General features: G+C 71.0%; 11 protein-coding genes. 10 read left to right on the forward strand and 1 reads right to left on the reverse strand.

Annotated features, from left to right (window positions below; all coding sequences use genetic code 11):
- The first annotated feature begins 171 nt into the window (after positions 1 to 171).
- The 4 genes from ACWGH0_RS31040 to nusB all read left to right on the forward strand — a co-directional run bounded on the left by ACWGH0_RS31040 (position 172) and on the right by nusB (position 3,338).
- Entirely contained in the window at positions 172 to 1,044 is an 873-nt protein-coding gene (locus ACWGH0_RS31040; RefSeq protein ID WP_453407599.1) for a Pro-rich N-terminal domain-containing protein, read from the forward strand.
- A 119-nt stretch (positions 1,045 to 1,163) separates the two neighbouring features.
- Positions 1,164 to 2,270, forward strand: coding sequence for an aminopeptidase P family protein (locus tag ACWGH0_RS31045; RefSeq protein WP_453407600.1), 1,107 nt, complete (start codon positions 1,164 to 1,166; stop codon positions 2,268 to 2,270).
- Between the two features lie 70 nt (positions 2,271 to 2,340).
- On the forward strand, positions 2,341 to 2,907 hold the full coding sequence (efp, locus tag ACWGH0_RS31050) for an elongation factor P (protein WP_453407601.1): 567 nt from the start codon (positions 2,341 to 2,343) through the stop codon (positions 2,905 to 2,907).
- A gap of 2 nt (positions 2,908 to 2,909) precedes the next feature.
- The gene (gene nusB / locus ACWGH0_RS31055; protein WP_453407602.1) at positions 2,910 to 3,338 is read left to right on the forward strand and encodes a transcription antitermination factor NusB; all 429 of its coding nucleotides are present in this window, start codon (positions 2,910 to 2,912) and stop codon (positions 3,336 to 3,338) included.
- 193 nt (positions 3,339 to 3,531) lie between these two features.
- Here nusB and bldD read toward each other — a convergent pair whose 3' ends face one another.
- On the reverse strand, positions 3,532 to 4,032 hold the full coding sequence (gene bldD, locus ACWGH0_RS31060; protein ID WP_453407603.1) for a transcriptional regulator BldD: 501 nt from the start codon (positions 4,030 to 4,032) through the stop codon (positions 3,532 to 3,534).
- Between the two features lie 195 nt (positions 4,033 to 4,227).
- Between bldD and pyrR the strand changes: the two genes are divergently transcribed.
- The 6 genes from pyrR to carB all read left to right on the forward strand — a co-directional run bounded on the left by pyrR (position 4,228) and on the right by carB (position 12,218).
- Positions 4,228 to 4,803: a bifunctional pyr operon transcriptional regulator/uracil phosphoribosyltransferase PyrR gene (gene pyrR / locus ACWGH0_RS31065; protein ID WP_453407604.1), complete on the forward strand. Its 576-nt coding sequence runs from the start codon at positions 4,228 to 4,230 to the stop codon at positions 4,801 to 4,803.
- A 100-nt stretch (positions 4,804 to 4,903) separates the two neighbouring features.
- Positions 4,904 to 5,908, forward strand: a complete 1,005-nt coding sequence (locus ACWGH0_RS31070; RefSeq protein ID WP_453407605.1) for an aspartate carbamoyltransferase catalytic subunit — start codon at positions 4,904 to 4,906, stop codon at positions 5,906 to 5,908.
- Positions 5,909 to 5,910: 2 nt separating this feature from the next.
- On the forward strand, positions 5,911 to 7,206 hold the full coding sequence (locus ACWGH0_RS31075; protein ID WP_453407606.1) for a dihydroorotase: 1,296 nt from the start codon (positions 5,911 to 5,913) through the stop codon (positions 7,204 to 7,206).
- Positions 7,203 to 7,784, forward strand: coding sequence for a PH-like domain-containing protein (locus tag ACWGH0_RS31080; protein ID WP_453407607.1), 582 nt, complete (start codon positions 7,203 to 7,205; stop codon positions 7,782 to 7,784). Before ACWGH0_RS31075 ends, ACWGH0_RS31080 begins: the two co-directional genes overlap by 4 nt.
- Positions 7,781 to 8,914, forward strand: coding sequence for a glutamine-hydrolyzing carbamoyl-phosphate synthase small subunit (gene carA, locus ACWGH0_RS31085; protein ID WP_453407608.1), 1,134 nt, complete (start codon positions 7,781 to 7,783; stop codon positions 8,912 to 8,914). The genes ACWGH0_RS31080 and carA overlap by 4 nt, the downstream gene beginning before the upstream one ends.
- Complete coding sequence (gene carB, locus ACWGH0_RS31090) at positions 8,907 to 12,218, forward strand: carbamoyl-phosphate synthase large subunit (protein ID WP_453407609.1); 3,312 nt, start codon at positions 8,907 to 8,909, stop codon at positions 12,216 to 12,218. The genes carA and carB overlap by 8 nt, the downstream gene beginning before the upstream one ends.
- Positions 12,219 to 12,297: the final 79 nt, after the last annotated feature.

Here is a 12,297-nt window from a genome sequence, read left to right on the forward strand (position 1 = left end):
GGCTCCTACCGGCTCGCCCTGCGCGCCCTCGCCGAGGAACTCGACGGCTGACGGGGCACTCTGGACCCGCCCCCGCCGTTCACAGTAGAACGGCGGGGGCAGGTACCTTTCGGTAGGCCCGGGCCGTCCTGGCCCGCCAAGAGTCGCCTGTACGAGACGGAGTCGCACCGGATGCAGCACGCAGTGGGGGCTCCGCTGCCACCGCCCCAGAGGCCCGCCGCAGGGTGGGCACACGGCGCCCCGCACCCCGCAGGACCCCATGCCGGGCCGCCTGCCGGTCCCGCCGGACCCCCCGCGCCCCACGGGCCCCCGCACCCGCCCCAGGCCCCACAGGCCCCCGCTCCCGGCTGGAACGGGCCCGCGCAGCACGGCCCCCACGCCTCGATGCCGCCCGCCCGGGAGTCCACCGGGCACATCCAGCTGCCGCCCGGCGGCCCCGTGCCCGTACCGGCCCCGCCGCCGGCCGCCGCGCCCACCGACACCGGCGGCACGACGCTCGCTGTGCTGCTCATCGGCCCGGCGGGCGCGGGCAAGACGACCGTCGCCAAGCACTGGGCGCGGCACCGCCGCGTGCCGACCGCGCACATCAGCCTGGACGACGTACGCGAATGGGTGTGCTCGGGGTTCGCCGACCCGCAGTCCGGCTGGAACGACCAGTCCGAGGCCCAGTACCGCCTGGCCCGCCGCACCTGCGGCTTCGCCGCCCGCAACTTCCTGGCCAACGGCATCTCGTGCATCGTCGACGACGCCGTCTTCCCGGACCGCCCCGTCGTCGGGCTCGGCGGCTGGAAGCGCCACGTGGGGCCCGGCCTGCTGCCCGTGGTGATCCTCCCCGGCCTGGAGATCGTCCTGGAGCGCAACGCGCAGCGCAGCGGCAACCGGCGCCTGTCGGACGAGGAAGTCGCCCGTATCCACGGCCGGATGGCCGGGTGGTACGGGTCGGGGCTGCCCATCATCGACAACTCGCAGTACGACGTGCCGACCACGGCCCGCGTCCTGGACGAGGTGCTGGCCCGCTCCATAGCCAGCCCGCCCGCCTGGTAGAGCCCGGCGCCCACCGCGCGGCGGCGTGGACGGGACCGTGCGTCCGAGGGGCGGCGCCGCGCCGCCCGGTCGGACGCGCTGAACCGGCCGGACGGCGGCCGCGCTCGTACGCTCGAAGCATGTCAGAGCTGTATGCGGTCCGCCGTGGACGGCTGCGCGACCGGTGCGCCGCTGCCGGCAGCGCCGCCGCACTGGTCTCCCGTCCCGCCAACGTCCGCTACCTCGCGGGCGGAGCGCCACCCGGCTCCGTACTGCTGCTCGGGCCGGCCGAGGACGCGCTGATCTGCCCCGGTGCGCCGGTGGCCGACCCGGGGCAGGGCCGCCCCGACGAACAGCTGCGGGTCACGGTGCTGCCCGCGCCCGGCGGCGACACCGTCGTCGCGGCGGCGCGCACGGCCTCGGCGGCCGGCGCCGAGTCGCTCGCCGTCGAGGAGAACCACCTGACCGTCGCAAGGCACCGGGCCCTGGGGGCCGTCGCGCCCCGGCTGCGCCTGGGCGACCTGTCCGGCGCCGTCGAGCAGCTGCGGATCGTCAAGGACGAGGAAGAGATCGCCTGCCTGCGGATCGCGGCGGAGATCACCGACCAGGCCCTCGGAGAACTGCTCGAATCGATCCTGGTCGGCCGCACCGAACGGCACCTGGCGCTGGAGCTGGAGCGCCGCCTCGTCGATCACGGCGCCGACGGGACCGCCTTCCCCACCTCGGTCGCCACCGGCCTGAACGCGGGCCTCGGGCGGCACCGGCCGTCGGACCGCCGGGTCGAGGAGGGTGATTTCCTCTCCGTCTGCCTCGGCGCGAACTACCGGGGCTACCGCTGCGAGATCGGCCGCACGTTCGTCATCGGCACGACGCCCGCCGACTGGCAGATCGAGCTGTACGACATCGTATTCGCCGCTCAGCGGGCGGGCCGGGAGGCGCTCGTGCCGGGCGCGGAGTACCGGGAAGTCGACCGCGCGGCCCGCCACGTACTCGCCGCCGCGGGCCACAACGAGGTCCTCCCGCCGCGGACCGGGCACGGTGTCGGGCTCGAAATCGAGGAGGACCCGCAGTTGGCACCTGCGGCCATGGGTAAACTGGACGCTTGTGTGCCGGTCACCGTCGAACCGGGGGTCCACCTCCCGGGCCGGGGCGGTGTCCGGATCGATGACACGCTCGTCGTGCGCCCCGATGCGGACGGCGGACCCGAGCTACTCACCATCACGACCAAGGAGCTGCTCGCGCTGTAGTACAGCGCCACACTGCGACCTCCCGGTCACAGCAGCCCCACCAGCCTTCAGTCCAGGAGATTCCGCAACCGTGGCTTCCACGAACGACCTCAAGAACGGCATGGTGCTCAAGCTCGACGGGGGCCAGCTCTGGTCCGTCGTCGAGTTCCAGCACGTCAAGCCCGGCAAGGGCCCTGCCTTCGTGCGCACCAAGCTCAAGAACGTGCTCTCCGGCAAGGTCGTCGACAAGACCTTCAACGCCGGCGTGAAGGTCGAGACGGCCACCATTGACCGACGCGACATGCAGTTCTCGTACATGGACGGCGAGTACTTCGTCTTCATGGACATGGACACCTACGACCAGCTCATGGTCGACCGCAAGGCCGTCGGCGACGCCGCCAACTTCCTGATCGAGGGCTTCACCGCCTCCGTCGCCCAGCACGAGGGCGCGGTGCTCTACGTCGAGCTCCCCGCCGCGGTCGAGCTCACCATCGAGCACACCGACCCGGGCGTCCAGGGCGACCGCTCCACCGGCGGCACCAAGCCGGCGAAGCTGGAGACCGGCCACGAGATCCAGGTGCCGCTCTTCATCACCACCGGTGAGAAGATCAAGGTCGACACCCGCACGAGCGATTACCTCGGCCGGGTGAACAGCTAACCGTGGCTGCCCGGAACACGGCGCGCAAGCGCGCCTTCCAGATCCTGTTCGAGGCCGACCAGCGCGGCGAGTCCGTGCAGACGGTCCTCGCGGACTGGATGCGGCACGCCAGGACCGACACCCGTCAGCCGCCAGTCAGCGAGTTCACGATGCAGCTCGTCGAGGGGTACGCGCAGTACGCGGACCGCATCGAGGAGCTCATGGCGACGTACGCGGTCGACTGGGAGATCGACAGGATGCCGGTCGTCGACCGCAACATCCTGCGGCTCGGCACGTACGAGCTGGTGTGGATGGACGAGACGCCCGACGCGGTGGTGATCGACGAGGCGGTGCAGCTCGCCAAGGAGTTCTCCACCGACGACTCACCGTCCTTCGTGAACGGTCTCCTCGGCCGTTTCAAGGACCTCAAGCCGAATCTGCGGCGCGAATAACCGCCGCCCGGCTCCCAGCACGGCGCAAAGGGCCCGCGGTACGCCTCACGGTGTACCGGGGGCCCTTTTCGCTTACGGTCTCCGGCGAGAACAGGCGTTGTGGCCACAAGACACACGAAAACGCCGGGTCCGGCGGAAGCCCGAAAAGCTACCGCCGGATCCGGCGTTACGTTTCTGCTGGTGGTGCTACGACCTACAGGTCGTCGTGGGCGACCGCGCGGCGCGCGTCCGCGTCCAGCACACCCCAGCTGATCAGCTGCTCGGTGAGGACCGAGGGGGACTGGTCGTAAATGACGGCGAGGGTGCGCAGGTCGTCCTGGCGGATCGACAGCACCTTGCCGTTGTAGTCGCCGCGCTGCGACTGGATGGTCGCGGCGTAGCGCTGGAGCGGGCCCGCCTTCTCGGCCGGCACGTGGGCAAGTCGCTCCAGGTCCAGGCGGAGCTTCGGCGGCGGCTCGGCGGCGCCGCCGGGCGTCGTGCCCGGCAGGAGCTCCTGCACCGGTACGCCGTAGAAGTCCGCGAGCTCGGCGAGGCGCTGCACGGTCACGGCGCGGTCGCCGCGCTCGTACGAGCCGACCACGACGGCCTTCCAGCGGCCCTGGGACTTCTCCTCGACACCGTGGAGGGAAAGGCCCTGCTGGGTGCGGATGGCGCGGAGCTTGGCCCCGAGCTGTTTTGCGTATTCGCTGGACATATGGCTCCCCGGACGCAGACTGGTAACTCACTGTGAGGTTACGCAGCGTTACTTGGGTGCGTCAAGCCGAATGGGGCCAGACCGCCTACTCGTGGGGTCTCGCAAGGGTTGCCGAATAGTGCTGGTACCGTGGTGACGCAATTCCGACGTCCTTTAAGGTCCGTCCCGTGAGGCGGAGAAGGAGGTCCGTTTCCAATGGACACGGTTGAATCCGATGCTCCGCGGCCCGTACTCGAGGGTCCCGACATCGAGCGGGTACTGACCCGCATCGCCCACGAGATCGTCGAGCGCGCCAAGGGCGCTGACGACGTGGTGCTCCTCGGCATCCCCACCCGCGGCGTCTTCCTGGCCCGCCGGCTGGCCGCCAGGCTCGAACAGATCACCGGCCGCACGATGCCGGTCGGCTCTCTCGACATCACCATGTACCGCGACGACCTGCGCCTGCGCCCGGCGCGGGCCCTCGCCCGTACCGAGATCCCCGGTGACGGCATCGAGGACCGGCTCGTCGTCCTCGTCGACGACGTGCTGTTCTCCGGCCGCACGATCCGGGCCGCGCTCGACGCGCTCGGCGACATCGGCCGCCCGCGCGCCGTTCAGCTGGCGGTCCTCGTCGACCGCGGCCACCGGGAACTGCCGATCCGCGCCGACTACGTCGGCAAGAACCTCCCCACGTCGCTGCGGGAGACGGTCAAGGTCCAGCTCTCCGAGGAGGACGGCCGCGACGCCGTGCTGCTCGGCCTCCAGCAGACCGCTCCGGCCGGCGAGCAGTAGCGCAGCCCCCGTACGGACCCGGACAACCCGGGCCCGCGCACCGGTCTGCCCTCCTGCCCGCCTCCACACACGCGCCCCTCACCGAACCACGGAGCACCAGATGAAGCGTCACCTCATCTCGGCCGCCGACCTCACCCGCGACGACGCCGTGCTGATCCTCGACACCGCCGAGGAGATGGCCCGCGTCGCGGACCGGCCGATCAAGAAGCTGCCGACCCTGCGCGGCCGCACGGTCGTCAACCTCTTCTTCGAGGACTCGACCCGCACCCGCATCTCCTTCGAGGCCGCCGCCAAGCGCCTCTCCGCCGACGTCATCAACTTCTCCGCGAAGGGCTCGTCGGTCTCCAAGGGCGAGTCGCTCAAGGACACCGCGCTCACCCTGGAGGCGATGGGGGCCGACGCCGTCGTCATCCGGCACCACGCCTCCGGCGCGCCCTACCGCCTCGCCACCTCCGGCTGGATCGACGGGGCGGTCGTCAACGCGGGCGACGGCACGCACGAGCACCCCACGCAGGCCCTGCTCGACGCCTTCACGATGCGCCGCAGGCTCGTCGGCCCCGACGCCGGCATCGGACGCGACCTCGACGGCCGCCGGATCACGATCGTGGGCGACGTACTGCACAGCCGCGTGGCGCGCTCCAACGTCCACCTGCTGCACACCCTGGGCGCCGAGGTCACCCTCGTCGCCCCGCCGACGCTGGTCCCGATCGGCGTCGAGCACTGGCCGTGCCGGGTCTCGTACGACCTCGACGAGGTGCTGCCGAAGTCCGACGCGGTGATGATGCTGCGTGTGCAGCGAGAGCGGATGAACGCCGCCTTCTTCCCCACCGAGCGCGAGTACTCGCGGCGCTACGGCCTGGACGGGGACCGGATGGCACGGATGCCCGAGCACGCCATCGTGATGCACCCCGGCCCGATGAACCGGGGCATGGAGATCACCGCGCAGGTCGCCGACTCCGACCGCTGCACCGCCGTCGAGCAGGTCGCCAACGGCGTCTCGACCCGGATGGCCGTCCTGTACCTGCTTCTGGGCGGCGCTGTGTTCGATTCGAAGGCCGCGCCCGCCACCAGCCCCGCCCCCGCACGCACCGAGGAGAACAAGTAAGCATGAGCGAGACGACGAAGATTCTGATCCGCGGTGCGAAGGTGCTGGGCGGCGAGCCGCAGGACGTCCTGATCGACGGCGAGACCGTCGAAGCGGTCGGCACCGGCCTGAGCGCCGAGGGCGCGACCGTCGTCGAGGCCGAGGGCAAGATCCTGCTGCCCGGCCTCGTCGACCTGCACACCCACCTGCGCGAGCCCGGCCGCGAGGACTCCGAGACCGTCCTGACCGGCACGAAGGCCGCCGCCGTCGGAGGCTTCACCGCCGTCCACGCGATGGCGAACACCTTCCCGGTCGCCGACACCGCCGGCGTCGTCGAGCAGGTCTGGCGCCTCGGCCGGGAGTCCGGCTACTGCGACGTGCAGCCCGTCGGCGCCGTCACCGTCGGCCTGGAGGGCAAGAAGCTCGCCGAACTCGGCGCCATGCACGACTCGGCCGCCGGGGTGAAGGTCTTCTCCGACGACGGCAAGTGCGTCGACGACGCCGTGATCATGCGCCGCGCCCTGGAGTACGTGAAGGCGTTCGACGGCGTCGTCGCCCAGCACGCCCAGGAGCCGCGCCTCACCGAGGGCGCCCAGATGAACGAGGGCGTCGTCTCCTCCGAGCTGGGTCTCGGCGGCTGGCCGGCCGTCGCCGAGGAGTCGATCATCGCCCGTGACGTTCTCCTCGCCGCCCACGTCGGCTCCCGCGTGCACATCTGCCACCTCTCCACGGCCGGTTCGGTGGAGATCGTCCGCTGGGCCAAGTCCAAGGGCTGGAACGTCACCGCCGAGGTCACCCCGCACCACCTCCTGCTCACGGACGAGCTGGTCCGGACGTACGACCCGGTCTACAAGGTGAACCCGCCGCTGCGCACCGAGGCCGACGTCATGGCCCTGCGCGAGGCCCTCGCCGACGGCACCATCGACTGCGTCGCCACCGACCACGCCCCGCACCCGCACGAGGACAAGGACTGCGAGTGGGCCGCGGCGGCCATGGGCATGGTCGGCCTGGAGACCGCCCTGTCCGTCGTCCAGCAGACGATGGTCGACAGCGGTCTGCTCGACTGGGCGGGCGTCGCGGACCGCATGTCGTTCCGCCCGGCCGCCATCGGACGGCTTGAGGGACACGGCCGTCCCGTCTCGGCAGGCGAGCCCGCCAACCTCACGCTGGTCGATCCGGCTTACCGTGGAGCCGTGGACCCCTCGGGCTTCGCCTCCCGCAGCCGCAACACCCCCTACGAGGGCCGTGAGCTGCCGGGACGCGTCACCCACACCTGGCTGCGGGGCCGCGCAACGGTCGTCGACGGGAATCTGGCGTGACACCTTTCATCCATCTGGCCGCCGGCGCCGCCGCCGCGGAGCGGAAGTCGGCCGAAGTGACCGACTGGGCCGCCCGCATCGGCTGGGTCGTGGGACTGCTGCTGTTCGTCGCGCTCCTGTACTGGCTGATGCGCCAGGGCTGGAAGTGGCGCGCCGTGCTCCAGTCGGACCTGCCGGAGCTCGCTGCCGCGCCCGGGACGCCCGGTGAGGCGAAGCTGAGCATGAGCGGCCGCTACCACGGCTCGACGACCGCCGGGCAGTGGCTCGACCGGATCGTGGCCCACGGCCTGGGGACGCGCAGCCGTGTCGAGCTGACGCTCACCGACGCGGGACTCGACGTCGTACGCCCCGGGGCCGACGACTTCTTCGTCCCCGCCGGGCAGCTGCGCGAGGCCAGGCTCGACAAGGGCATCGCCGGCAAGGTCCTCGCCGAGGGCGGCCTGCTGGTCGTCACCTGGGAGCACGGCGACAAGCTGATCGACTCGGGCTTCCGCTCCGACCGCGCGGCCGAGCACACGGCCTGGGTCGAGGCCATCAACTCCATGACACGAACCTCTACGGAAGGCATCGCACGATGACGATCTCCACCCGGGGAGCACACGCTCCCGCCGTACTCGTCCTGGAGGACGGCCGCAGCTTCCGCGGCCGTGCCTACGGGGCCGTGGGGGAGACCTTCGGCGAGGCGGTGTTCAACACCGGAATGACCGGTTACCAGGAGACCCTGACCGACCCCTCGTACCACCGCCAGGTCGTCGTGATGACGGCCCCGCACGTCGGCAACACCGGTGTGAACGACGAGGACGACGAGTCGAAGAAGATCTGGGTCGCCGGTTACGTTGTACGCGACCCCGCACGCGTCCCGTCCAACTGGCGCTCCAGCCGCTCCCTCGACGAGCAGCTCGTCGACCAGGGCATCGTGGGCATCAGCGGCATCGACACCCGCGCCCTCACCCGCCACCTGCGCGAGCGCGGCGCGATGCGCGTCGGCATCTTCTCCGGCGAGGCGCTGGCCGACGAGGAGACGCTGCTCGCACGCGTGAAGGAGGCGCCGCAGATGGCGGGCGCCTCGCTCGCCGCCGAGGTCGCCACCAAGGAGCCGTACGTCGTCCCCGCGATCGGCGAGAAGAAGTTCACCGTCGCCGCGATCGACCTCGGCATCAAGGGCATGACGCCGCACCGCATGGCCGAGCGCGGCATCGAGGTGCACGTCCTGCCGGCCACCGCCACGGCCGAGGAGGTGTACGCCGTCGCGCCCGACGGGGTGTTCCTCTCCAACGGCCCCGGCGACCCGTCCACGGTCGACCTCACCGTCGTCAGGGCCGTGCTCGACCGCAGGACGCCGCTCTTCGGCATCTGCTTCGGCAACCAGATCCTGGGCCGCGCGCTCGGCTTCGGCACGTACAAGCTGAAGTACGGCCACCGCGGCATCAACCAGCCGGTGCAGGACCGCACGACCGGCAAGGTCGAGGTCACCGCGCACAACCACGGCTTCGCCGTCGACGCCCCGCTCGACCGGGTCTCCGAGACCCCGTACGGGCGCGCCGAGGTGTCGCACGTCTGCCTGAACGACGACGTGGTCGAGGGCCTCCAGCTCCTCGACCAGCCGGCGTTCAGCGTCCAGTACCACCCCGAGGCGGCAGCGGGCCCGCACGACGCCGCGTACCTGTTCGACCGCTTCGTAACGCTCATGGAGGGCCAGCGTGCCTAAGCGCACCGATATCCAGTCCGTCCTGGTCATCGGCTCCGGTCCGATCGTCATCGGCCAGGCCGCGGAGTTCGACTACTCCGGTACGCAGGCCTGCCGCGTCCTCAAGTCCGAGGGCCTGCGCGTCATCCTGGTCAACTCCAACCCGGCGACGATCATGACCGACCCGGAGATCGCCGACGCCACGTACGTCGAGCCGATCACCCCGGAGTTCGTCGAGAAGATCATCGCCAAGGAGCGCCCCGACGCGCTGCTGCCGACCCTCGGCGGCCAGACCGCGCTCAACACCGCGATCTCCATGCACGAGCAGGGTGTGCTGGAGAAGTACGGCGTCGAGCTCATCGGCGCCAACGTCGAGGCCATCCACAAGGGCGAGGACCGCGACCTCTTCAAGGGTGTCGTCGAGGCCGTCAAGGCGAAGATCGGTTACGGCGAGTCCGCCCGCTCGGTCATCTGCCACACCATGGACGACGTCATCGCAGGCGTCGAGACGCTCGGCGGCTACCCCGTCGTCGTACGCCCCTCCTTCACCATGGGCGGCGCCGGCTCCGGCTTCGCGCACAACGAGGACGAACTGCGCCGCATCGCCGGGCAGGGCCTCACGCTCTCGCCGACCACCGAGGTGCTCCTGGAGGAGTCCATCCTCGGCTGGAAGGAGTACGAGCTGGAGCTGATGCGCGACAAGAACGACAACGTCGTGGTCGTCTGCTCCATCGAGAACTTCGACCCGATGGGCGTGCACACCGGCGACTCGATCACCGTGGCCCCCGCGATGACGCTCACCGACCGCGAGTACCAGCGGCTGCGCGACGTCGGCATCGCGATCATCCGCGAGGTCGGCGTCGACACCGGCGGCTGCAACATCCAGTTCGCCGTCAACCCCGACGACGGCCGGATCATCGTCATCGAGATGAACCCCCGCGTCTCCCGCTCCTCGGCGCTCGCCTCCAAGGCGACCGGCTTCCCGATCGCGAAGATCGCCGCCCGTCTCGCCGTCGGCTACACGCTCGACGAGATCCCGAACGACATCACCGAGAAGACGCCGGCGTCCTTCGAGCCCACGCTCGACTACGTCGTCGTCAAGGTGCCCCGCTTCGCCTTCGAGAAGTTCCCGCTCGCCGACGCGACCCTCACCACCACCATGAAGTCGGTGGGCGAGGCCATGGCGATCGGCCGCAACTTCACCGAGGCGCTCCAGAAGGCCCTGCGCTCGCTGGAGAAGAAGGGCAGCCAGTTCGCCTTCACCGGCGACCCGGGCGACAAGGCCGAACTCCTGGAGATCGCCAAGGTCCCCACCGACGGCCGCATCAACACCGTCATGCAGGCCGTCCGGGCCGGCGCCACCCCCGAGGAGATCTTCGACGCGACGAAGATCGACCCGTGGTTCGTCGACCAGATGTTCCTGATCAAGGAGCACGCGGACGACCTCGCCGCCGCCGAGAAGCTCGACCCCGAGCTGCTCGCGGAAGCGAAGCGCCACGGGTTCTCCGACGCCCAGATCGCCGAGATCCGCGGCCTGCGCGAGGACGTCGTGCGCGAGGTCCGGCACGCGCTCGGCGTGCGCCCGGTCTACAAGACGGTCGACACCTGCGCCGCCGAGTTCGCCGCGAAGACGCCGTACTTCTACTCCTCGTACGACGAGGAGACCGAGGTCGCGCCGCGCGAGAAGCCCGCCGTGATCATCCTCGGCTCCGGGCCGAACCGCATCGGCCAGGGCATCGAGTTCGACTACTCCTGCGTCCACGCCTCCTTCGCCCTCAGCGACGCCGGCTACGAGACCGTGATGGTCAACTGCAACCCGGAGACCGTCTCCACCGACTACGACACCTCCGACCGCCTGTACTTCGAGCCGCTGACGCTCGAGGACGTGCTGGAGATCGTGCACGCCGAGTCCCTCGCGGGCCCGATCGCGGGCGTCGTCGTGCAGCTCGGCGGCCAGACCCCGCTGGGCCTCGCCCAGGCGCTGAAGGACAACGGCGTACCGGTCGTCGGCACCCCGCCGGAGGCCATCCACGCCGCCGAGGACCGCGGCGCGTTCGGCCGCGTGCTCGCCGAGGCCGGCCTGCCCGCGCCCAAGCACGGCACCGCGACGACCTTCGACGAGGCCAAGGCCATCGCCGACGAGATCGGCTACCCGGTCCTCGTACGGCCGTCCTACGTCCTCGGCGGGCGCGGCATGGAGATCGTGTACGACGAGACGCGCCTGTCCTCGTACATCGCCGAGTCCACCGAGATCAGCCCCACCCGGCCGGTCCTGGTCGACCGCTTCCTCGACGACGCGATCGAGATCGACGTCGACGCCCTCTACGACGGCACCGAGCTCTACCTCGGCGGCGTCATGGAGCACATCGAGGAGGCCGGCATCCACTCCGGCGACTCCGCCTGCGCGCTGCCCCCGATCACCCTCGGCGGCTTCGACATCAAGCGGCTGCGGGTCTCGACCGAGGCCATCGCCAAGGGCGTCGGCGTACGCGGACTGATCAACATCCAGTTCGCCATGGCGGGCGACATCCTGTACGTCCTGGAAGCCAACCCGCGTGCCTCGCGCACCGTTCCCTTCACCTCGAAGGCGACCGCGGTGCCGCTCGCGAAGGCCGCCGCCCGCATCTCGCTGGGCGCGACCGTCGCCGAGCTGCGCGCGGAGGGCATGCTGCCGAAGACCGGCGACGGCGGCACCCTGCCGCTGGACGCGCCGATCTCCGTCAAGGAGGCCGTGATGCCGTGGAGCCGCTTCCGCGACATCCAGGGCCGCGGCGTGGACACCGTCCTCGGCCCGGAGATGCGCTCGACCGGTGAGGTCATGGGCATCGACTCCGTGTTCGGCACGGCGTACGCCAAGTCGCAGGCCGGCGCGTACGGGCCGCTGCCGACGAAGGGCCGCGCGTTCATCTCGGTCGCCAACCGGGACAAGCGCTCGATGATCTTCCCGGCGCGCGAGCTCGTCGCCCACGGCTTCGAGCTGCTCGCGACCTCCGGCACGGCCGAGGTGCTCCGGCGCAACGGCATCAACGCCACCGTCGTGCGCAAGCAGAGCGAGGGCGAGGGCCCGAACGGCGAGAAGACGGTCGTCGGCCTCATCCACGACGGCCAGATCGACCTCATCGTCAACACGCCGTACGGCACCGGTGGCCGCCTCGACGGCTACGAGATCCGCACGGCGGCCGTGTCGCGCGGCGTCCCCTGCCTCACGACGGTCCAGGCCCTCGCCGCCGCCGTCCAGGGCATCGACGCGCTCGCCCACGGCGACGTGGGCGTGCGTTCCCTCCAGGAACACGCGGAACACCTGACCGCGGCCCGCGAGGTCTAGCGGCCCAGGAGGGGGACACCGGTCGCGGTGTCCCCCTCTTCATGAGCCCGAACACCAGCCGCCCTCCCCGGCCTCCTGA

Source organism: Streptomyces sp. NPDC054887, assembly GCF_053610585.1.